Source organism: Nonomuraea sp. NPDC004702, assembly GCF_053601695.1.
In genome coordinates this window covers 281830-301644 of sequence record NZ_JBSGCE010000003.1, presented here as the reverse complement: position 1 = coordinate 301644, position 19815 = coordinate 281830, and the positions used below count along the sequence as shown (strand labels likewise).

Genomic DNA, 19815 nt, shown 5'->3' with positions numbered 1-19815 from the left:
CCGGCGTCTACGGCAGGCGCGGGTGAGGTGCCGGCTCCTCGTGGGCGGCTCTGGTGATCTCGTGCACGGCGACCGGCCGTCCGTGGCCCGGGACCACCGTCTCGAACGCGAACCGCAGGCCGAGCTTGTCCATCACCCGGCGGGACCGCTGGTTGTCCACGTGACGGATGCTGACGATCCGGTCGAGGCCGCACTCGGCGAACCCGAACCGCAGCAGCCGTCCGGCCGCCTCGGTGGCGTAGCCGTTGCCCCAGTACGCTCGTCCGAGCCGCCAGCCGATCTCCACGGCGGGCAGGATCTCGGGGAGGAACGCGGGCACCGCCAGGGTGACCCAGCCGGCCGTCAGCCCGGTCTCGCGCACGACGACGGAGAGCGGGCCGTGCCCGCTCTCCTGCCATTCCCGCCGGGCGCGCGCGATCCACGCCGCCGTGCGGTCCGGGTCCGGCGGCAGGACGGAACCGTCGCCGATGTACCGCATGACCTCGGGATCGGCGTTCATGGCGGTGAAGGGGGCGAGGTCGTCGTCGTCCGGCAGACGCAGCAGCAGCCGGTCGGTCGTCATGGGGATCATCCGGCGATGATGCCAGAACCGGGCGGCGCGGACGGTCCCGGCGCGGCCCCGCGGCGCAGGGCCCACCACGTCGCGACCGCCGCGTACGCGCCCAGCACGGCGAGCCCCGCCCATCCGGGCAGCGGGAAGTATCCCGCCGAGGGCGCGTAATGGGCGGTCACCTGCGGATACTCCACCCGCGTCTGCAGCACGGCGAAGCCCGCCGCCGGGGTCAGCCGCAGCAGCCAGCCGGCGACGGCGTCGGGCAGCAGCGGGAACGCCGTCAGGCCGTACGGCAGCGCGACCAGCGCGAGCGTGACGAGGACCGCCGTCCGGCGCAGCCACACGCCCAGCCCGTACGCGAGGACGGCGCCGAGCGCGAGCACCAGGCCGGCGCCGGCGATCACCCGCGCCCCGGTGAGCAGCGGCAGCGGTTGCGCCGGCACGCCGTTCCCCTTCATGATCGCGAGGCCCACCGGCAGGGCCACCCCCGCGGCGACCAGCCCGGTCACGAAGGCGGCCACCCCTGCGACGGCCGCGCGGGCGGCGACCACCCGCCGCGGGGCCGCCTCCCGGGCGGTGCGCGAGCCGAGGCGGGCCGCCACCACGAGCACGACGGCGAGCGCGAGCACCAGCCCGGCCAGGAGGTTCTCGACGACGCGCGGGCTGTCCTCGCCGAGTGGCCCGATGTCGCCGGTGCCGCTGACCGTGACGACCTCGCCCTTCCGCACGGCTCCGGAGGGATTGTGGTACTTCTCCCAGTCGGTCTGGTTCATCTGACCGACGGGTTCACTGACCCAGCCGCCGTCGCCGCCCTCGACGGTGACGTGGTCGAAGACGCCGACGGCCTGGGTGAACCGCGACTCCTCCACCGCGCCGCCGAGGCCGGTCTCGCGGAGCGTGAGGTCGCCGGGTGAGGTGGCGAACAGGCCGACCCGCACGGTGTCCGGCAGCCCGGCCAGCGTCGCCGTGCCGACGGTGTGCCAACGGTTGCCGTCGGCGGACTCGGCGCCGGTGATGGTGTCGCCGGAGCGGGTCAGGCGCAGCCAGCGGGGGAGCCGGTCGCGGCTGCCCGCCACGTCGTGCCGGTAGTCGTACTGGAAGCGCACGCCGTGGGCGCCGGTCATGGCCAGGGCCGCGTAGCGGGAGCCCTGGCGCGTGCCGTCCTTGACGATGATCCCGGCCTTGGCCCAGGGCACCAGACCGGCGACGATGCTGTCGTGGTTCGGCGGGGGGTAGGTGATCGTCCCGGTCATGGACGTCATCCGGACCGTGATGGCGCCTTGGCGGCCCAGGCTGCGGTGCAGGAACCAGAACGTGTCGCCGACGGCGGAGCCGTCGGCGGCCACGGGGGTGGCGGGGCAGGGGCCGTCGCAGGAGGAACGGCTCCCGGACGCCGACAACAGGCCCAGCCCGATGACGGCGAGGACCGCGACGGCAAGGGCGGTCAGGCGGCCGGGACGGCGGAACGCGGCCCATTCCCGGCGTAGGAGGTCGGTGATCGACATGCCAACGGTTATAGGGATCAGCGCCTAACACGCCCCGAACGACGCCTGTCACCCCGCTGTCACAGGGCCGCCTCGCTGTCGCGGCGGCCCTTCGGGGTCCGGACGCGAAGCGGCGTTGATCTGCGCCTGCGTGCGGGGCTACCTCGACGTCTGCTAACGCGCTCCCTGGGGGCAGGGGCCGGCACATGAAGGCGCGGTCTTGGGCAGGTCTGGCTCCGGCCTCGCGAACGAGCGCGAGGTTTGAGGCCCGGCTGTCCGGGGGCCGCGGTGTTCAGCTGTGCTCGGGTTCCACCGGGAGCCACAGTTCGGCGTCGGCCTCGGTCTTGTCCGGCGACAGGTGGATGCGCAGGATCTCGGGACCGGTGCGGGTGCGGTACGGGTTCGACGGGAACCATTCGGTGAACACGTCCCGCCACAGCTCCTGGATGGCCTGTGGCGCCGGCCCGGAGGTGGTGAAGACCGCCCACGTACCGGCCGGGACGTCCAGCGTGGTCGTGCCCTCCGGAGCGGCCGCGGAGGTGATCACGCCATGGTGGTAGTCGAGTTCGGTGCCCTCGGCGCGGCTGGGGTCCATGTCGTCGCAGACCGCGACGATGCCGTGCGGCTCCTGGTCCGACAGCTTCTCCAGGCGCTCCAGAGTCTGTGCGTCGATCCCACGGACGAAGTCCATGATCGCCTGGTTCGGGCCCGCGTGCACCAGCGGTACCCGGGTCTTGAACCCGACGACGGTGAAGTCCGCCTTGTCCACGACGCGGTACCGCATGCTGCTTCTCCCTTCGATGACGAGACGGAAGACCATCCGGGACTGGGAGTTGAGTGCGGCGCCGGTACGCCGGGCCTCGCCTGGTCCGATGCCGTGCATGGCACGGAACGCCCGCGCGAACGCCTCACCGGAGCCGTAGCCGTAGCGCACCGCGATCTCCAGCAGCGTTTCACGCCCCGCGAGCACTTCGGCGCCCGCGAGGGTGAGCCGACGACGCCGGACGTACTCCGACAGCGGCATGCCCGCAAGGGCGGAGAACATCCGGCGCAGGTGGTGCTCGGAGGTGGCCGCGATGCGTGCCAGCTGCTCCATGTCGATGGCCTGGTCGAGATGGCGCTCGATGTGCTCCAGGGCCTGGTTCAGCCGCTCCAGCATGGCTGGCCTCCGTCCTCGTCCCTCTTCACGGCCATCTTGCCGACGATAGCCGTGAAGCAGGTCTACCCGGCGCTGCTGCCGGCGCCGTCCCCGTCCGGACCGGGGGTGTCCCGTCCCAGGCCCCGGCGGATCGCGATCTCCACGGGCGAGTACGCACCGTCAGCCCGCTCCAGTTCGTACGGCGCGGCCGGCATCAGCGGCGGCTGGGCCATGAAGCGCGGTCGCACCCCATGGTGCGGTTGCGCGGCGTGCACCAGGAACGGATGGCACAGGAAGACGTCGCCCGGGGACCCGGTGGCGAGGGCGAGTGGCCGGTGGTCGGACGCCGCCACCACGTCGGGCGCGAGGGTCAGCCCGCTCGCCCCGTCCTCTCCGTACTTCTCCAGCACCTTCGGCACGTCGAGGTGTGAGCCGACCCGGATCCGGGTCGGGGCGTCCTCCTCGCCGACCTCGCTGAACAGGAACAGCATCAACAGCGCCCGTCCCTGGGAGCGCAGATTCGTGAAGTACCAGGTCTCGCCCTCCGGCAGGTAGCTGCCCTCGATGTGCCAGCCCGCGTCCTCCGGCTCGTCCTCGTGGGGGAAGCGCAGCGGGAACGTGCCGAGCGAGTAGCGCGGCTCCCAGCGGCCCGCGCCGACGAGCAGGTCGTACGCGTGGTGCAGGAAGGGGGAGTTGGGCGCGGCGGCGAACGGCCCCTGCGCCATGCCGCCCACCCAGTGCACGGGCTGCGTCCACGTCGACGGGTCGTCGGGGTCGCAACCCGTCTCCCGCCACAGCAGCCGCGCGCAGTCTGCGGCCACGCGCGGCGCGACGGCTCCCTCCAGTTTCACGAAGCCGTCGCGGAGGAAACGGGATACCAAGGTCGTGTCATTCATGCCACCAGCCTGCGACCACACCGGCCCCGGTGGCCCGACATCTTCCGTACCACCTTTGTCGGGTATGAGACTGAGCCGGCACGGGCTCGTGGGGGCCATGCTGTGGGACACCCCGGCGAGGGATCGCCGGCGTGGCGGTTCTTCAATGGGTGCGGCGGCGCAGGGTGAGGGCGACGAGCGGGCCGGCGGCGAGCAGGAGTGCGAGGGCCGCGTAACCGTAGGTGAGCGAGGCCAGGGTGGCGACGCCGGCCACGAGCAGCGGGCCGCCGGCGTCGCCCAGCTCCCGGCCCAGTTCGGCGGCGCCCATGGTCTGGCCCATGCGTTCGGCCGGGGTGCGGGCGGCGAGGGCGGCGAAACCGAGCGGGGTGATGAGCCCCGTCCCGGCCCCGATCAGCACGGCGGCCGACAGGATGCCGGCCAGGCCGGGCAGCATGGCGCAGGCCAGCCCGGCCGCGGTGACCAGCAGCCCGCCCAGCAGGCCGGTACGGGTCGACAGACGCTCTTCGTCGAGGGCCCGCCCGGCCCTGGGCTGGACCACCGCCGCGCACGCCGCCAGGACGGACACCGCCGCGCCGGTCGCGACCGTGCCCAGCTCGGCGGCCCGGCCGGACACGGGCAGGAAGCCCACGCCGACCGACAGCGCGGCGGTGGCCCCGGCCAGCGCGGCGGTCGGCGCGAGGAAGGCCGGATCGGCCAGGCGCCGCGCCAGGTCCAGCACCGTCTGGCGGACCTTGGGCAGCGGCGGCACCGCGGGCACGGCCAGCGCGGCCCACACGGCGACCGCCGCGCCCAGCACGGTCAGAACCGCGAACAGCAGCCGCAGGCCGCCGGCCCACACCAGCACACCGCCCAGCAGCGGGCCCAGGGTGTAGCCGATCGACTTCCAGAAGCCGTAGCCGCCGAAGGCCCGGCCGAGCTTGGCGGCCGGGTTGAGCCTGGCCACCAGCGCCGAGGCCGACGGTGAGAACGCCGAGGCCGCCGCTCCCTGGCCCAGGCGGGCGGCCCACAACCAGCCGGGGCTGTCGGCGACGACGTACAGGCCGGAGGCGACCGCGAACGCCACCAGCCCGCCCACCAGCACCGGACGGGCGCCTACGCGGTCGGCGAGGCTGCCGAACAGGGGCTTGAGCAGCACCTCGGCGCCGTCGTACAGGGCCAGCAGGCCGCCGAGGACGAGCAGCGAGGTGACCGCGTCCGTGGAGAACCCGCCGAGGTTGGCGGCGATGCCGTGCGCGCCGAACGCGGTGGTGAACCCGGCCGCGTACAGCGGCCACATCCGCCGGCCCGCCGCCGCGCGCGCCGCCGCGGCGGAACCGGAAGGCGGCACAGGGGGCGGTGTGGTGGGCTCCCCGGAAGGCGGTCCGGGGGGCGGTGTGGCGGGCGGCCCGGAAGGCGGCCCGGGGGGCGGTGTGGCGGGCGGCCCGGAAGGCGGCGCGGGGGGCGTCACGCCTGCGGCCGGTCGAGTCTGGCGGCCACGGCGTCGAGGACCCACTCCAGGCCGGTCGCGAAGGACTCCTCGGCGGCCACCTCCGTGCCGTCGTGCACGAACTTGGCCAGCGTGGGGTAGCGGCCCGTGGCCAGCATCCGGCTCACGTGCGGGCCGTAGGCGCGCTGCCAGTCGAGCTTGGACAGGCCCGTGGCGCGCTCGGCCCGCAGCTGCGCGATCTCGCGCCTGATCGCGCCGGTCAGGTACGCGCCGACGGTCTGCACGGCGTGCATGACGGTGTCGAGGTGGGCGAGGCCGTCGAGGGCGGCCAGCGTGCGTTCGGTCACGGCGAGGGCGTTCGGGCCCAGGCTCGGACGGCCGCCGAGCAGGTCGGCCAGCCATTCGTGGCGGAGGGCGGCCTGCCTGGTGCGGACCGCGTGGCCGCGCAGCGCCTCCCGCCAGTCGCCGGGCGGCCCGTCGGGCAGGATCTCGGCGTGGACCTCGTCCACCATGAGGTCGAACAGCTCCTCCTTGGTGGAGATGTATCCGTACAGCCGCATCGGGCCGACGTCGAGCCGGGCGGCGACCTTGCGCAACGACACCGCCTCCAGCCCGCCCTCGTCGGCCAGCGCGACGGCCGCGGCGACGATCCGCTGCCGGTCGAGCGGCGCGGGGCGGGTCGGCGGCTCCGGACGGTCCCACACAGTCATGGATACATCGTACTGTTGCGATACGGCGTATTGCAGCAATACAGTGTATCGACATGAGACAACGTATCGCCGTGGTGGGAGGCGGCCCCGCGGGCCTCACCTTCGCCCGCGTCCTGCACCGTCACGGCCATCCCGTCACCGTCTTCGAACGCGATGCCGCGCCCGACGCCCATCCTCCGGGCGGCACGATCGACCTGCACGAGGGGATGGGCCAGCGCGCGCTGGACAAGGCGGGGCTGCTGGCCGAGTTCCAGGCGCTGTCCCGTCCCGAGGGGCAGGCCATGCGCATCCTGGCCCCCGACGGGACCATGCTGCGCGACTGGCGGCCCCGTCCGGACGTCCGGGCCAATCCGGAGATCGACCGCGGGCAGCTTCGCGACCTGCTGCTCGACTCCCTGGACGTCCGATGGGGGCACGCCGTGACGGAGGTGACGCCCGGAACGCGGGACGGCGTGCTGCTCCGCTTCGCCGACGGGCGGCAGGAGACGTTCGACCTCGTGGTCGGCGCGGACGGGGCCTGGTCCCGGGTCCGCCCGGCGCTTTCTGCCGCGACGCCGCAGTACACCGGCGTCACCGCGGTCGAGACCTCCCTCGACGACGTCGACACCCGCCACCCGGACCTCGCCCGGCTGATCGGCGACGGCTCCGTGGCCGTCTACGGCGTGAACCGGGCCATCGTCGCCCAGCGCAACAGCGGCGGCCACGTCAAGGTGTACGCCCAGTTCCGCGCGCCGCTGAACCGGCACGCGGACACCGGCACGGGCTCGGACGGCGCCGAAGCCGTGCGGTCCCGCCTGCTGGCGCTGTTCGAGGGCTGGGCCGACCCCGTGCTCGACCTCCTGCGCCGCGGCACCGCGTTCGCCGACCGCCCCCTCTACGTCCTGCCCGTCTCCCACACCTGGGCCCACGTCCCCGGGGTGACGCTCCTGGGGGACGCCGCCCACCTGATGCCGCCCTTGGGGGTGGGCGCGAACCTGGCGATGCTGGAGGGCGCCGAGCTCGCCGAGGCCCTTGCCGCCGGCCCCGGCGATCCGGACGAGGCCGTCCGCGCCTTCGAGGAACGGATGTGGGAACGGGCCGGCAGGTGGGCGAAGATGACGGCGGACGGCCTGGAACGTCTCGTCGGCCCGGATCCCGCCACAGCCATCGCCGTCTTCGACGAGGTCCAGGCGTCCTGACCGGCTTGCCCACCCGCCGGCCGCGTGCCCCACCTCACGGGACGGAACAGCTAGCCGACCGGCTCTCCCGCGCCGGTCCGCGGCAGCCGATCGTACGGAACGGCGTGACGGGTCCGGCCGCGGACGCCGGTGGTGGTCGTCGCGGTGAACAGCGAGTTGAGCAGCGCCTCCTCCACCGCGTCCATGACCGCGGCGAACAGCGGGTTCAGGCCGGCGTCGGGCAGGCGCGGGAGCTCCGGCGACGCGGTGCTGAAGGCGATGGCGTAGTCGCCGCTCCCGTTGGAGTACGACGCCCCGACGCGCCCCATGGCGAAGATCGCCCGGCGGGCCAGGCGGGCGAGCTGACGCGCGTCGAGCGGCGCGTCGGTGGCCACCACGATCATGCAGGAGTTGCCGATGGGCTCCTCGCCGGTGGCTCCCGGGACGAGCTCCTCGACCGGCATCGGGACGCCCCCCACGGTCAGCACGCCGCCGAAGTTCGCCTGGACGAGCGCCCCGACCGTCACCGCGGCCCCCTCGGCCACCGGCCGCCGGGACGAGGTGCCGATGCCCGCCTTGTAGCCCAGCGCCGTCGTCCCGGTGCCCGCTCCCACGCACCCTTCGGCGGGCAGCCCGCCGGACGCACCTTCCAGCGCGTCCAGCACGTGCCGCTCGGTGATCGGGCGGCGCCGGATGTCGGACAGGTAGCCGTCGTTGGTCTCGCCCACGACCGGGTTGAAGGAGATGCCCTCCGGGCTGCGGTCCATCAGGTAGGTGAGCAGCGCGTCCGCCGCCCGGAACGCCGACAGCGTGGCGGTCAGCACGACGGGCGACTCCAGCACGCCGAGCTCGTCGATCTGGGTGGAGCCGACCAGTTTGCCGTATCCGTTGCCGGCGTACACGGCCGCGGGCAGCGCCCGCCCTTCGGCGGTGAGCTGACGGGGGACGACGGCGGTGACCCCGGTGTGCAGGTCGGCGCCGTCGTCGAGGGTGGTGTGGCCGACCAGGACGCCTTCGACGTCGGTGATCGCGTTCAACGGCCCGGTCGGCAGTGCGCCGACGACGACGCCCAGTTCGCGCGCCCGCGCGCGTCCCCTCGTGGCTGCGGTGAGGTGATTGTCCATGATGTTCCCATTGTCGGGGCTCCGCTCCGGCGACGCGTGCCCCTCGGCGACCGATAGGCTCGGAGCCCTTCCGTCCCCTCGCGGGAGACCTGGTCGGAGGGCCACCCGCCCGCCGGCCGCACGGGACCGGAAGGGGCGCGACGGGCAGATGACAGCCGGCCGATGCACGCACGACCTCGAATTCCACGACGACGTCGTGATCAAGCGGTACGCCTCGTGGGGGCGGGGAGAGCCGCGCCGGGAATGGCAGGCGCTCACCCTGCTCGCCGAACACGCCCCCGGCCTCGGCCCTGTCCCCGTGCGGGCCGCGCTCGACGGCCGTCCGCCGCTGATCGTGATGAGCCGGCTGCCCGGCCGCGTCCTGCGCGGCGAGCAGGCCACCGGCGAGCAGATCCAGGCGACGGCCGACGCCCTGAACCGGCTGCACCGGCTGCCGCGCCGGGTGGTGGAGACGGTCGGCCCCGCCTCCTGGGGGCCCGTGGCGGCCGTGGCCAAGGCTCGGGCCTGGGCAGGTAGGCGGCCCGAGCTCGGCGACGAACCCGTGGTGCGGGAGGCGTACCGCGCGGGCGTCGCCTGGCTGGACTCCTCCGCGCCCGACGGCCTCGCCACCGATCCCCGTACGCCCGTTCTCGGGATGGCCGACGGCAACCGCGCGAACTACCTGTGGGACGAGCACGACCGCCGCGTCCGGCTCATCGACTGGGAGGACTCCGGCCGCAACGATCGCGCCTTCGAGCTGGGCGAGCTGTGCGAGCACATCTCCCGCCTCGACGGCGCCCTGGACGCGCGGCGACTGCTGGCCCTGGTCGACCTCACCCCGGCGGAGGCCCGGCGCGTGCGGGATTTCCGTCTCCTGATCGCATTGGGCTGGTTCCTCCAGCTCGGCCCCGGCGGCCCGGCGGCGCCGCACAACCCGCCGGGCACGCTCGCGGTCCAGGCCGAGCGGGTGCTGCGGCTGCTCGGGTAGGGGCTGGCCGGGGTGCGCCGTCAGAGCAGGGTGCCGCCCGAGGCGTCCAGCCAGTGGCCGGTCACCCAGCGGCTGTCGTCGCCGGCCAGGAAGGCCACCGCGTCGGCCACGTCCGCGGGGGTGCCCACGCGGCCCATGGGGGACAACGACGACAACCAGGTCAGCGCCTCCCCGACGAGTCTGCCCTGGTGCATGTCGGTGTCGATGACGCCGGGCGCCACGGTGTTGACGGTGATCCCGCGCGGCCCGAGCTGCTTGGCCAGCGTCGAGGTGAGCACGTCGAGCGCGCTCTTGGACATCGCGTAGCTGATCGCCGTCGGCATCGCCGAGCCGCGGGTCAGCATCGTGGAGACGTTGACGATCCGGCCGCCGTCACGCAGGCGGGGGAGTGCGAGCTGGGTGACGAAGAACGGGGCGGTGGCGTTGACCGCGAAGAGCCGTTCGAACTGCCGTCTGGTGACGTGCTCGATGCCGGGCTCGTCGTTGAGGATGCCGGCGTTGTTGACCAGGATGTCCAGCCCGTCGGCGCGGGCGTCGAAGGCGGCCCACAGGCGGTCGGCGTCGCCGGGCGTGCCCAGCTCGGCCCGCAGGGCGAACGCCTGCCCGCCCGCCGCCTCGACCGCGGCGACGGTCTGCGCGGCGGCCTGGTCGTTGCCGCCGTAGTGGACCGCGACGCGCGCGCCGTCCGCGGCCAGGCGCTGGGCGATGGCCCGGCCGATCCCTCTGCTCGCGCCGGTGACGAGCGCGGTCTTGCCATGGAGGTTGCTCATGATGTGTTCCTGTCGATCGGGGATGAGTCACCCGAAGGCCGCGGGCGGGCGGCAGGCGTGCCGCTCGACGCCCGCAGGGCGATCAAGGGGACTGGAGGAAATCCAGGGTGGCCAGCTCGTTCACGGTCGTCTGCAGCTGGTCGATGCGGGCCCGGCCGATCCGGACCAGCTCCTCGCCCGCGGCGATCCACTGGCCGAGGTCGCGGGACAGGGGCGGGATGCCGGAGAGGATGTCGGCACTCTCCTTGAGGGTGATGCCGACCCGCTGCGCGGCGAGGGCGAGCTTGATCCGGCAGACCGCGTCGACGGTGAAGCGGCGGGCGTTGCCGCTGTTGCGGTGGCCGGTGATCACGCCGTAGCGCTCGTAGAAGCGGACGGCGTTGGGCGTCACCCCGGCGGCCCTGGCCACCTGCCCGACCGAGAGCGAGGCCGGGATCGTCTCGGAGCCGGGACGGTTTGTGACGGTCACGGCGCGCTCACCGTCCTCTCAGCCGACTCCCGCCGGCCCGGTGTCGCCGAGTGCCGGGCCGGAGAGCGCAATCGTACGACGAGGGCCAGCGACATCACGACGAGGGCCGCCGCCTGGGTCAGCCGCAGGGCGTCGGTGACCGTGACCGCCTGCGCCGCCCTGTCCGCCGCGTCCATGGCGGCCAGGCCCGCGAGCGACGCGCCGCCGGTCATCGCGGCGGTCAGCGCCGTGAACAGCGCGCCGACCGCCACGGTGCCCATGCCGTTGGCGACCGTGCTCACCAGCGACAACAGCGCGGAACCCGAGGCCAGGTCGGGGCCGTGGAGGTTCCGGCTGGAACCGGACATCGTCGGCATCATGATCGCGCCGGTGCCCGCTCCCTGGAGCAGCGCGAACAGCCCGAGCACCGGGTACGGGGTGTCCGGCGCGAGGATGATCACCTGGACCACGCCGGACGCGATCACGAGCCCGAGCCCGGTGCCGACGACCCGCCGGGGGCCGAGCCGTTCCAGCAGCCGGGCCGCCACCTGCAGGCTGAGGCCCATGCCGACCGCGCCGGGGACCATCAGCGCCGCCGTGACCGAGGCGCTGTCGAGACGCAGCGTCTGGACGTAGGCGGGCATCAGCAGAGCCGAGCCGAAGTAGGGGGCGGCGTACAGGGCGAGCACCGCGGCGCCCCGGCCGAACGTCGGATCGCCGAGCAGCCGGATCCGCAGCAGCGGCTCCGGACGGCTCAGCGCCCGCGCGCAGAAGGCCGCGACCAGCACCGCGCCGGCGGCCACCGCGGCGATCCGCGTCCAGGCCGGGCTGTCCTGGGCGCTGATGCCGTACGCCACCGCGACGATGCCGGGCACCAGCAGGATCGCCCCCACCAGGTCCGGCCGGACCCGCCGGCCGCCCGCGCGGCCGGCCGGCAACCAGGCCGGCGCGCCCGCGGCGGTCAGCAGCGCCAGCGGCACGGTGACGTAGAACAGCGCGCGCCAGGAGCCGGCGCCCAGGAGCGCCGCGCCGAGCAGCGGGCCCAGGATCGGCCCGACCAGCATCGGCACCCCGGTGACCGCCGTCATCCGGCTGCGGCGTTCGGGCGCGACCGCGCCGAACCCGATCGCCATCCCCAGCGGCGCCAGCAGGCCGCCGCTGAGGCCCTGCGCCGCCCGCGCGGCGATCAGCCCGTCCAGGCCGCCGGCCGCGCCGGCGGCGGCGGAGGCGACCGCGAAGCCGACCAGCGCCGCCAGGTACACGCGCCGCGCGCCCCAGCGCGCGGCCAGCCCGGCGGCCAGCGGCATCGTCGCCACCATCCCGAGCGCGTACGCGGTGACGACCCACTGCACAGAGCTCAGCGACGCCCCGAACGCCGCCATCAGCGCGGGCAGCGCCACCACGACGATCGTGGCGTCCAGCACCGCGAGCAGCCCGCCGGCCATCAGGACGACCGCGGCGCGCAGTTCCGGCCCGGTCAGCCTGCTCACCGCCGACCGGCCAGGTCCGGGACGCGGACGGACCGCAGTGCCCGCGCCCACGTGCGCAGCTCGCCCATCGTCGCGTGCAGCGCCTGCGTCGTGCCCGGCGGGGGAACGAAACGGCCGCCGGCGTCCAGGTGCTCCCACGCCATCGGGATCAGCACCGACTCGCGGACCGTGGCGGCCCTCAGTTCGGGGAAGACCATGCGCAGCTGCGCCACGGCCCTGATGCCGCCGGAGGCGCCGTACCCGACGAACGCGACCGGCTTGTACGCCCACTCGGTGAAGTGCCAGTCGATCGCGTTCTTCACGGCGGCGGGGAAACTGTGGTTGTACTCCGGGACGAGGAACACGAACCCGTCGGCGCCGGCGAGCGCGTCGCCGATCGGGGACGCGGCCCCTCCGCCGGGCTGCAGCTCGTGCATCGGCAGCGAGACCGCGGCCAGGTCGATCATGTCGAGGTCGAGCCAGTCGATGGTGCTGAGCTCGCGCTCCAGCCAGGCGGCGAGCGGATCGGCCATTCTGGGCCTGCGCACGCTTCCGATCACCACGGCGATCCGGAGGCGGCTGTCGGCGTTGGTTTCCGTCATGGGGCCGACGCTAGGAGTTCGCCTATGGGCGAACTCAAGTCGCCGAATCCTGGGCCATTCCGGCGTCCGGCATAGTTCCGGGACGCCCGCTCGTCCTTGGTGGGTGACATGAGGAGGAGGACGGGTGGATCCAGGCTTCGAGGCGGTTCTGCGGCAGTTCGTCATCGACCGGTCGGGGGCGCTGTTCCGCACGGCGTACCTGCTGACCGGCGACCGGCACGCCGCCGAGGACCTCGTCCAGTCGGCCCTGGCGAAGACGGTCGCGCGGCCTGCGCGACCCCGAGGCCGTCGAAGGGTACGTCCGCCGCACCATGTACCACGAGCAGGTGAGCCGGTGGCGCCGCCGGTCGCGGGTCGTGGAGGTGAGCACGGAGGAGCGGCTCGACCGGCCCGGCGACGGGCACGCCGACGCGGCCGACCTGCGCCTGACGATGCGGGCGGCGCTGTCCCGGCTGACGCCCCGGCAGCGGACCATGCTCGTCCTGCGCTACTTCGAGGACAAGTCGGAGACCGAGATCGCGGACCTGCTGGGCGTGCGCGTGGGCTCGGTCCGCAGCCAGATCTACCGATCACTGGAGCGGCTGAAGAAGACCGCCCCCGAGCTGAGCGCCGTGAGGGAGTTCCGTTGAACATCGAGAACCTGCTGCGTGAGACCCTCGCCGACATGGCGGACGAGCAGACGCCACCGCCTCCCGCCCGGTTCCTCCCGCAACGTCCCGCCCGGTTCCTGCGGCATCGTCCTGCCCGCCGGAGGGGCGTCGCGCTGGCGGCGGCGGCCGCCGTCGCCGTCCTGGCCGCCGGGGGCACGGTCGCCGTCCGGGCGCTCGCGCCGGAGCCGGGCCGCCCGGAGCCGTCCGTGGCCGCGCGGCCCGGTCCGGGACGGGCTCAGGTGGAGGTCGTCAACGACGGCGAGCGGGTCTCCGGCCTGTTCGACGAGCTCGCCCGCCTGACCGGCAGGCCCGCGGAGTCGTTCGCCAAGGCCGCCGGGGACGGCCGGGCGCTCGGCCTGCCTCCGTACGCGAAGGGCGGGCTGGAGGGCTTCGCCTTCCCCGGCACGTACCGGTTCGCCGGCTCCGCCGCCCCGGCCGAGATCCTGGGCGAGATGGTGGCCCGCTTCCGCGCGACGGCGGACGAACTCGGCTTGGCCGCCCGGCCCGACGCCCTGGACGTCGTCATCGTGGCCAGTCTCGTCCAAGCCGAATCGCCCACCGAGGCCGACATGCCGAAGGTGGCCCGCGTCCTGCGCAACCGGCTGGCCCGCGGCATGTCGCTGCAGGTCGACAGCTCGGTCCGCTACGCGCTCGGCAGGCTCCGGGGGCCCGTCACGGTCGAGGACGTGCGGGTGCGTTCGCCGTACAACACCTACCGTCACCAGGGCCTGCCTCCTGGGCCCGTCGCCAACCCCGGCGCGGCCGCGCTCAGGGCCGCCCTCCACCCGGCCGCGGGCTCCTGGCTGTACTTCGTGCTCACCGACCCGAAGCACGGCACCCTGGCCTTCGCCACAACCGAAAAGGAGTACACCGAACTCACAGAACGCGCGCGGGTCAGCCCGAGCACCGGCCGCGGGGAGTGACCGAGGCCCGGACGCCGCCGTCCGCCTTGGTCGCCTCGACGTGGAAACAGGCCCGGAACAGGCCGCCGCCGAAGGACTCGCGCACGGTGGTGATCGTCTCGATCTCAACCTGGACGGACGGCTGCTGGTTGGTGACGTGCCACACGCGCACCTCGTAACCGTTGCCGAGATCACGGACCTGCTGGTCCGTCGGCCACCGGCCGGTGAGCAGGGTTCGCAGGCCGCCCGCGTAGCCGTCGGCCAGCCGCCGCGTCTCCTTCTCGGCCTGCGCCGTCGTCTCCTCGTGCTGCCACCGGTAGATCAGGGGCCACCCGAAGGACACCAGAACCCCGCCGCCGGCCAGGACCATGCCGCAGACGATGACGACCAGGACAACTCGTCTCAAGAGGACGGCACCTCACCTCGCTTGCGTGTCCGGGCGGCGGGCATGCCGGTCGGGGCCGGGACGCCCGTGTGCTCGTTCGCCTAGTGTGCGTCGTCGGGGGACGCGGCGCGCATCAGCAGGTGGCCGCGGCGGAAGCGTTCGTCCTCCAGCGGCTCGCGGAGCATCCGGCCCACCTCGACGAACCCCTCCTTGCGGGCCAGGTCGGCCAGTTCGTCGATCGGCCACCGGTAGGCCGGCGTGACCTTGTGGTCGAACTCCGTGACCGGCCCGCCCTCGGACTCGAAGAAGCCGACCAGGAAGTGGCCGCCGGGAGCCAGCACCCGGCGGAACTCGGCGAGGTACGGCGGCAGTTCCGCCGGCGGGACGTGGATCATGGAATACCAGGAGATCAGGCCGCCCAGCTCGCCGTCGGCCACGTCGAGGGCGTCCATCGAGCCGAGTTCGAAACGCAGGCCGGGATAGTCCCTGCGGGCGATGTCGAGCAGCGCGGGGGACAGGTCGACGCCGAACGCGTCCAGGCCGAGGTCACGCAGGTGGGCCGTCATGTACCCGGGGCCGCACCCGGCCTCGACCACGGGCCGGGGCCCGGCGGCCCGGACGAGTTCGGCGAACGCCGCGACCAGCGCGCGGTCCAGCGGCAGGCGGTCGAGCGAGTCGCGGGCGAGGTCGGCGTACAGGTCGGCGACGGCGTCGTAGGCGCGCGCCGTCGCCGTGAGGTAGGAGGAGTCGGCCATGGCGGACGACTGTAGCCCATCGGCTCGGGTGCCGCAGAGCCGTCGACGCCGCGACGGGCCGCCCGTTCTCGCGTATGCTGTGAACAAAAATCCAATCTGTTCATACGGATACAGTCGGCCGGTGCGGCCACGGAAGGGATCCCCCCATGCTGAACGACCTGCCGTACCTGTCGGCCGGCGACGGGCCGCCGCTGATCGTCCTGATCTACACCCCGCAGGCCGCCAACCCCACGGGCATGACGCGCTGGTCCACGATGCGGCTGGTCCGGCCGTTCACCCGGGACTTCACCGTGTACGTCGTCAACCGCCCGCCCGGGCTGCCCCCCACCACGACGATGGCCGACCTCGCCGCGATCTTCGCCCGGGCGATCAGGGCCACGTTCGACGGACCGGTCAACGTGCTGGCCCTGTCCACCGGCGGATCCATCGCCCTGCAACTGGCCGCCGACCATCCCGGCCTGGTCGACCGGCTCGTCCTGGCGGGCACGGCCTGCACCCTCGGCCCGGCCGGCCGGCGGGCCCAGCGCGGCTACGTCGAACGGGCCCGCCAGGGCAGGCGGCCGAGCCCCGCGCTGGCCGAGATCGTCACCGCGTCGGCCCTCGGCCGCGTCCTGCTCAGGGGCCTGCTGTGGCTGTCGGACGGCGGGCGCGCCGACCACTCCGACGCCGTCACCGTGCTCAACGCCGAGGACGGCTTCGACCTGCGCGGCCGGCTGTCCGAGATCAAGGCGGCCACCCTGCTGATCCAGGGCGGCGACGACCTGGTCTACCCCCTGGACCTGGCCCGGCAGACGGTCGAGGGCATCCCGGACGCCCAGCTCGTCGTCTACCCCGGCCGCAGCCACAGCGGCACCTTCACCGACAGGAGATTCGCCCCCGACGCCCTCGCCTTCCTGACCGACGGCTGAGGACCCGCCCCTCAAGGACCGACCGGCCGCGGGGCGTCCCGCACCCGCGCCCGCAGCAGGGCGACGACGCCGAGCACCACGTGCAGGACCCCGGCCACCGCCGCGGCCACGTGCAGCCCGGCGACGAACGCCGACTCGGCCTGCGCGGCCGCCGCCGGCACGAGGGCGGGCAGCTGGAGGGTCTCGTCCAGGGTGGGGGCCAGGTCCGGCCCGCGGAGCCGGAAGACCAGGGCGGCGAGCGAGCCGAGCAGCGCGATCCCGAGGGCGTTGCCGATCTCGTTGCTGGTCTCGGCCAGCGCCCCCGCCGCTCCGGCCCGTTCCGGCGGCACGGCCCCGACCGCGGTGTCGGCGACGACGCTGAACGAGATGCCGTACCCGACGCCCGCGACGACCGTGGACGCGACGTACCAGCCGGCACCGCCCGTGACGGCCGTCGGGAGCAGGAGCAGCAGCCCCGCCGCGACGGAGAAGTGGCAGACGGCGAGCGCGGCCCGCCGGCCGACGCGGTCCACCACGAAGGGCGTGACGACGCAGGTGACGGTGAGCACCACCGCGCCGGGCAACGCGAGCAGCGCCGCGTCCAGCACGGGCAGGCCGAGCACGGACTGGAGGTAGACGCCCGACAGGTACGCCGTCGCCGACCACGCCGCCAGCGGCAGCAGCCCGGTGACGATCGCCACGGTGAACACCCGGTCGCGGAACAGCGAGAACTCGATCAGCGGCTGCGCCAGGCCGCACTGCCTGCGGACGAACCACGCCAGCAGCCCCGCCCCGGCCGCCCCCGCGACGACCGGGACGGCCGACAGCCCGTCGGCGGCGGCGTGCTTGAGCGCGTAGATCGCGAGCAGCAGCCCGGCCGCGGACGTCACGACGCTGGGCACGTCCACACGCCCGGCGCGGGTCGCCCGCACCTCGCGCAGCAGGATCGGCGCGAAGACCAGGAACAGGGCGAGGACGGGCAGGTTGACCAGGAAGACCGACCCCCACCAGAACCGTTCCAGCAGCACGCCGCCCACGATCGGCCCGGCGGCGAACCCGGCCGCGAACGCCGCGGCGAACACGCCGATGGCCTGCGCCCGGCGCCGCGGGTCGGCGAACAGCTCGCTCAGCACGGCCAGCGCCGACGGCAGCAGGGTCGCGCCCGCCACGCCCATCAGCGCGCGGGCCGCGATCAGCAGCTCGGCGCTGGGCGCGAACGCCGCCGCCGTGGAGCCGGCGCCGAAGACGGCGGCGCCGACCATGAGCAGCCGCAGCCGCCCGTACCGGTCGCCGAGGTTGCCGAACGCGATCAGCAGGGAGCCGACGGCGAAGCCGTAGACGTCGAGGATCCACAGGGCCTGGCCCGCGGTGGGGGTGAGGGCCTGGCTGATCCGGGGCATCGCCAGGAACAGGATCGAGCCGTCCATGGAGACCAGCAGGACGGGCCCGAGGATCACCAGGAGACCGAGCCAGGCCCGCAGGCCCGGGGAAGTGCGCGTGTGCTGTCGATACATGGCGCCGACACTCGGGCAGGACGCGCCCGGCAACCATCCCCCTGGCGTGGGTGCACCCAGCAGGTGTACCCACGCGGCCCGCCGGTCGGCCTAGGCTCGGTGGCGTGGAGAGTCTCGGAGCGTTTCTGAAGAGCCGTCGTGACCGGGTCACGCCCGCCGCGATCGGGCTGCGCACGTTCGGGACGGGCCGCCGGGTCCCGGGGCTGCGGCGCGAGGAACTGGCGCAGCTCGCGGGGGTGAGCGCCGGGTACTACACGCGTCTGGAGCAGGGGCAGGCGGAGACCGCCTCGGAGCAGGTGCTCGACGCTCTGGCGCGGGTGCTGCGGCTCGACCGGATCGAGACCGTCCACCTGCACAATCTCGCCCGGCAACCGGCCCGGTCCCGGTTGTCCCGGCCGCCCGTGGAGGAGCCTCGTCCGCGGGTGCTCGCGCTGCTGGAGTCGCTGAAGGACACGACGCCGGCGGTCGTGCTCGGCCGGCGTGGGGACGTGCTCGCGTGGAACCGTACGGGTCATGCGCTGATGGGGGAGCATCTGCCGTTCGAGGCGCCGTGGGATCCGGCGGACCGCCCGTCCGTCCCGAGGATGTTCTTCCTGGATCCGCTCTTCCGCGACCTGCACCGCAACTGGGACGAACTAGCCCGCATCCATGTCGCCTACCTCCGGCTCACCGCGGGCCGCTTCCCCTCGGACGCCCGCCTGGCGGAGCTGATCGGGGAGCTGACGATGCACAGCGCGGAGTTCGCGGCGTTGTGGGCGGTGGGCGAGGTCGCCGACTGCACGGTGGGCACGATGCGCCTGCGGCATCCCACGGTCGGCGCGGTCGACGTCGACTACCAGGTCTGGCTCCAGCCCGACAGCCCCGACCACCGGGTCGAGATCTACACCCCGGCCGACCCGTCCTCCGCCGACGCCCTGCGCATCCTGACCCAGCAGAGCGGCCGGACGTCCTGAGACGTCCGGCCCTCGGGGGCCCGCCGGTCGCAGAGCTGTGGGGCCTTGGCAGCTGCTGCGGCGCGCGTCGCGCCCGGCGGGCACCCCGGCGGGTACCCGGGTTACGTCAGACGGTGCCGTTGAAGCGGCTGTAGTACGCGCCCACCTCGTTGCGGTGGACGTCGTCGTTGTACACGGCGTCCTCGTCGAACTTCGGCGAGTCCTTGATCTCCTGCTTGGTCCGCGCGAGGTGGACCTTGCGCTCCTGCGGGTCGATCCGCGTGACGGTGCCGGCCGGCAGCACGACCTTCTTGCCGAAGATCCACGGACCGGTGTCGACCACCAGGTAGCTGTCGCCGACGGTGTGGCTCGCCTCGTCCACCGAGCCGATCGAGCCGTCGGTGGCCTCGACGTCGAAGCCGACCACGTCGAGAGTCTTGTCGCCGTAGACGTCGGAACCGTAGCTCCACATGTCCTGAGACAAGGGGTTTCCTCCTGATGATCTAGAGAACGTTGCCCACCCACTCTTCCCGGTTCAGCCGCGCCAAACATCGGGCCGCGGTCACTTCGCCGCGCGGGCGGCGTACGCGGCGAGGCCGTCGGCCATGCCCTGCACGAAACGGGTCAGGTACCACCGCCAGAAGCCACCCGAGAGCGGCATCCTCGGCTCGAAGGCGGCGGACCAGGTGATGTCGGTGCCGCCGCCGGCGGCCGGCGCGAGCTCGACCGTCCCGCGATAGGAGCGGAACGGGCCGCCCAGGTTGTCGTAGACGAACCGCCGGTCGGGGACGAGCTCGACGACGCGCTCGCGCGAGACGTTGCGCCCGGTGCGGAAGACCCTGGTGTCGCCCGCCTGCTGCCGGGCCGCCGGATCGCCGCCCTCGACGTCGGCGGAGTCGATCGGCGACCACGACGGCCAGGTGGCGGCGTGTGTGAGCGCCGCGAAGACGGCCTCGGGGGCGGCCTGCGAGCGGGCGGTCACGGCGAAGGAGTACGGCATGAGCCCCAACGTAGGCACCGGCCCCACCCGGAGGCCATGCGCACGA

At 73.9% G+C, this 19815-nt stretch carries 22 protein-coding genes; 6 read left to right on the top strand and 16 right to left on the bottom strand.

Annotated features, from left to right (window positions below):
* Positions 1-7: 7 nt before the first annotated feature.
* From ACWEJ6_RS06340 to ACWEJ6_RS06315, 6 genes are all read right to left on the bottom strand, one after another.
* Positions 8-571, bottom strand: coding sequence for a GNAT family N-acetyltransferase (locus tag ACWEJ6_RS06340; protein WP_452421749.1), 564 nt, complete (start codon positions 569-571; stop codon positions 8-10).
* Positions 568-2058, bottom strand: a complete 1491-nt coding sequence (locus tag ACWEJ6_RS06335) for a hypothetical protein (protein WP_452421747.1) — start codon at positions 2056-2058, stop codon at positions 568-570. The genes ACWEJ6_RS06340 and ACWEJ6_RS06335 overlap by 4 nt, the downstream gene beginning before the upstream one ends.
* A gap of 271 nt (positions 2059-2329) precedes the next feature.
* Positions 2330-3196 (bottom strand): AraC family transcriptional regulator, encoded by an 867-nt coding sequence (locus tag ACWEJ6_RS06330; protein ID WP_452421745.1) that lies wholly within the window; start codon positions 3194-3196, stop codon positions 2330-2332.
* 62 nt (positions 3197-3258) lie between these two features.
* Positions 3259-4071, bottom strand: a complete 813-nt coding sequence (locus ACWEJ6_RS06325) for a phytanoyl-CoA dioxygenase family protein (protein ID WP_397157054.1) — start codon at positions 4069-4071, stop codon at positions 3259-3261.
* 142 nt (positions 4072-4213) lie between these two features.
* The gene (locus ACWEJ6_RS06320) at positions 4214-5398 is read right to left on the bottom strand and encodes an MFS transporter (protein ID WP_452421743.1); all 1185 of its coding nucleotides are present in this window, start codon (positions 5396-5398) and stop codon (positions 4214-4216) included.
* A gap of 116 nt (positions 5399-5514) precedes the next feature.
* Positions 5515-6207 (bottom strand): TetR/AcrR family transcriptional regulator, encoded by a 693-nt coding sequence (locus ACWEJ6_RS06315; RefSeq protein ID WP_452421741.1) that lies wholly within the window; start codon positions 6205-6207, stop codon positions 5515-5517.
* A 53-nt stretch (positions 6208-6260) separates the two neighbouring features.
* Between ACWEJ6_RS06315 and ACWEJ6_RS06310 the strand changes: the two genes are divergently transcribed.
* On the top strand, positions 6261-7385 hold the full coding sequence (locus ACWEJ6_RS06310; protein ID WP_452421738.1) for an FAD-dependent oxidoreductase: 1125 nt from the start codon (positions 6261-6263) through the stop codon (positions 7383-7385).
* Positions 7386-7435: 50 nt separating this feature from the next.
* Here the strand turns inward: ACWEJ6_RS06310 and ACWEJ6_RS06305 are convergent, their stop codons facing one another.
* A complete protein-coding gene (locus ACWEJ6_RS06305; RefSeq protein WP_452421736.1) occupies positions 7436-8488 on the bottom strand; it encodes a P1 family peptidase in 1053 nt (350 codons plus the stop codon).
* A 148-nt stretch (positions 8489-8636) separates the two neighbouring features.
* Here ACWEJ6_RS06305 and ACWEJ6_RS06300 point away from each other — a divergent pair, with 148 nt between their 5' ends.
* Positions 8637-9455, top strand: a complete 819-nt coding sequence (locus ACWEJ6_RS06300) for a phosphotransferase family protein (RefSeq protein WP_452421734.1) — start codon at positions 8637-8639, stop codon at positions 9453-9455.
* Between the two features lie 20 nt (positions 9456-9475).
* Here the strand turns inward: ACWEJ6_RS06300 and ACWEJ6_RS06295 are convergent, their stop codons facing one another.
* From ACWEJ6_RS06295 to ACWEJ6_RS06280, 4 genes are all read right to left on the bottom strand, one after another.
* Positions 9476-10225: an SDR family oxidoreductase gene (locus tag ACWEJ6_RS06295; RefSeq protein ID WP_358287034.1), complete on the bottom strand. Its 750-nt coding sequence runs from the start codon at positions 10223-10225 to the stop codon at positions 9476-9478.
* Positions 10226-10307: 82 nt separating this feature from the next.
* On the bottom strand, positions 10308-10694 hold the full coding sequence (locus tag ACWEJ6_RS06290) for a MerR family transcriptional regulator (protein WP_452421732.1): 387 nt from the start codon (positions 10692-10694) through the stop codon (positions 10308-10310).
* Positions 10691-12163 carry a DHA2 family efflux MFS transporter permease subunit gene (locus tag ACWEJ6_RS06285; protein ID WP_452421730.1) on the bottom strand — a complete coding sequence of 491 codons (1473 nt, stop codon included), beginning with the start codon at positions 12161-12163 and terminating at the stop codon, positions 10691-10693. The genes ACWEJ6_RS06290 and ACWEJ6_RS06285 overlap by 4 nt, the downstream gene beginning before the upstream one ends.
* Positions 12160-12744 carry an NADPH-dependent FMN reductase gene (locus tag ACWEJ6_RS06280; RefSeq protein ID WP_452421728.1) on the bottom strand — a complete coding sequence of 195 codons (585 nt, stop codon included), beginning with the start codon at positions 12742-12744 and terminating at the stop codon, positions 12160-12162. Before ACWEJ6_RS06280 ends, ACWEJ6_RS06285 begins: the two co-directional genes overlap by 4 nt.
* 326 nt (positions 12745-13070) lie before the next feature.
* Here ACWEJ6_RS06280 and ACWEJ6_RS06275 point away from each other — a divergent pair, with 326 nt between their 5' ends.
* Both ACWEJ6_RS06275 and mltG read left to right on the top strand, forming a co-directional pair.
* Positions 13071-13373, top strand: coding sequence for a sigma-70 family RNA polymerase sigma factor (locus ACWEJ6_RS06275; protein ID WP_452421726.1), 303 nt, complete (start codon positions 13071-13073; stop codon positions 13371-13373).
* Positions 13370-14317 carry an endolytic transglycosylase MltG gene (gene mltG, locus ACWEJ6_RS06270; RefSeq protein WP_452421724.1) on the top strand — a complete coding sequence of 316 codons (948 nt, stop codon included), beginning with the start codon at positions 13370-13372 and terminating at the stop codon, positions 14315-14317. The genes ACWEJ6_RS06275 and mltG overlap by 4 nt, the downstream gene beginning before the upstream one ends.
* Here mltG and ACWEJ6_RS06265 read toward each other — a convergent pair.
* Both ACWEJ6_RS06265 and ACWEJ6_RS06260 read right to left on the bottom strand, forming a co-directional pair.
* Positions 14289-14702 carry a hypothetical protein gene (locus ACWEJ6_RS06265; RefSeq protein ID WP_452421722.1) on the bottom strand — a complete coding sequence of 138 codons (414 nt, stop codon included), beginning with the start codon at positions 14700-14702 and terminating at the stop codon, positions 14289-14291. The two genes, mltG and ACWEJ6_RS06265, sit on opposite strands and share 29 nt — an antisense overlap.
* 80 nt (positions 14703-14782) lie before the next feature.
* Positions 14783-15436: a class I SAM-dependent DNA methyltransferase gene (locus ACWEJ6_RS06260; RefSeq protein WP_397157033.1), complete on the bottom strand. Its 654-nt coding sequence runs from the start codon at positions 15434-15436 to the stop codon at positions 14783-14785.
* Positions 15437-15582: 146 nt separating this feature from the next.
* Between ACWEJ6_RS06260 and ACWEJ6_RS06255 the strand changes: the two genes are divergently transcribed.
* Complete coding sequence (locus tag ACWEJ6_RS06255; protein WP_387674749.1) at positions 15583-16344, top strand: alpha/beta fold hydrolase; 762 nt, start codon at positions 15583-15585, stop codon at positions 16342-16344.
* 11 nt (positions 16345-16355) lie between these two features.
* On the opposite strand, the gene ACWEJ6_RS06250 is transcribed toward ACWEJ6_RS06255, so the two are convergent.
* Entirely contained in the window at positions 16356-17837 is a 1482-nt protein-coding gene (locus ACWEJ6_RS06250; protein ID WP_452421719.1) for an MFS transporter, read from the bottom strand.
* Positions 17838-17941: 104 nt separating this feature from the next.
* On the opposite strand from ACWEJ6_RS06250, the gene ACWEJ6_RS06245 reads away from it, so the two are divergent.
* A complete protein-coding gene (locus tag ACWEJ6_RS06245; protein ID WP_452421717.1) occupies positions 17942-18790 on the top strand; it encodes a helix-turn-helix transcriptional regulator in 849 nt (282 codons plus the stop codon).
* 106 nt (positions 18791-18896) lie between these two features.
* Here ACWEJ6_RS06245 and ACWEJ6_RS06240 read toward each other — a convergent pair whose 3' ends face one another.
* Both ACWEJ6_RS06240 and ACWEJ6_RS06235 read right to left on the bottom strand, forming a co-directional pair.
* Positions 18897-19253, bottom strand: coding sequence for a PRC-barrel domain containing protein (locus tag ACWEJ6_RS06240; protein WP_352356660.1), 357 nt, complete (start codon positions 19251-19253; stop codon positions 18897-18899).
* A gap of 78 nt (positions 19254-19331) precedes the next feature.
* On the bottom strand, positions 19332-19769 hold the full coding sequence (locus ACWEJ6_RS06235; RefSeq protein ID WP_364335961.1) for an SRPBCC family protein: 438 nt from the start codon (positions 19767-19769) through the stop codon (positions 19332-19334).
* Positions 19770-19815: the final 46 nt, after the last annotated feature.

What these genes read in the sequence shown, in the direction of transcription:
- ACWEJ6_RS06340 (WP_452421749.1), bottom strand. Translation starts at nt 571, where the DNA reads ATGATCCCCATGACGACCGACCGGCTGCTGCTGCGTCTGCCGGACGAC.
- ACWEJ6_RS06335 (WP_452421747.1), bottom strand. Translation starts at nt 2,058, where the DNA reads ATGTCGATCACCGACCTCCTACGCCGGGAATGGGCCGCGTTCCGCCGT.
- ACWEJ6_RS06330 (WP_452421745.1), bottom strand. Translation starts at nt 3,196, where the DNA reads ATGCTGGAGCGGCTGAACCAGGCCCTGGAGCACATCGAGCGCCATCTC.
- ACWEJ6_RS06325 (WP_397157054.1), bottom strand. Translation starts at nt 4,071, where the DNA reads ATGAATGACACGACCTTGGTATCCCGTTTCCTCCGCGACGGCTTCGTG.
- ACWEJ6_RS06315 (WP_452421741.1), bottom strand. Translation starts at nt 6,207, where the DNA reads ATGACTGTGTGGGACCGTCCGGAGCCGCCGACCCGCCCCGCGCCGCTC.
- ACWEJ6_RS06310 (WP_452421738.1), top strand. Translation starts at nt 6,261, where the DNA reads ATGAGACAACGTATCGCCGTGGTGGGAGGCGGCCCCGCGGGCCTCACC.
- ACWEJ6_RS06305 (WP_452421736.1), bottom strand. Translation starts at nt 8,488, where the DNA reads ATGGACAATCACCTCACCGCAGCCACGAGGGGACGCGCGCGGGCGCGC.
- ACWEJ6_RS06300 (WP_452421734.1), top strand. Translation starts at nt 8,637, where the DNA reads ATGACAGCCGGCCGATGCACGCACGACCTCGAATTCCACGACGACGTC.
- ACWEJ6_RS06295 (WP_358287034.1), bottom strand. Translation starts at nt 10,225, where the DNA reads ATGAGCAACCTCCATGGCAAGACCGCGCTCGTCACCGGCGCGAGCAGA.
- ACWEJ6_RS06280 (WP_452421728.1), bottom strand. Translation starts at nt 12,744, where the DNA reads ATGACGGAAACCAACGCCGACAGCCGCCTCCGGATCGCCGTGGTGATC.
- ACWEJ6_RS06260 (WP_397157033.1), bottom strand. Translation starts at nt 15,436, where the DNA reads ATGGCCGACTCCTCCTACCTCACGGCGACGGCGCGCGCCTACGACGCC.
- ACWEJ6_RS06255 (WP_387674749.1), top strand. Translation starts at nt 15,583, where the DNA reads ATGCTGAACGACCTGCCGTACCTGTCGGCCGGCGACGGGCCGCCGCTG.
- ACWEJ6_RS06250 (WP_452421719.1), bottom strand. Translation starts at nt 17,837, where the DNA reads ATGTATCGACAGCACACGCGCACTTCCCCGGGCCTGCGGGCCTGGCTC.
- ACWEJ6_RS06235 (WP_364335961.1), bottom strand. Translation starts at nt 19,769, where the DNA reads ATGCCGTACTCCTTCGCCGTGACCGCCCGCTCGCAGGCCGCCCCCGAG.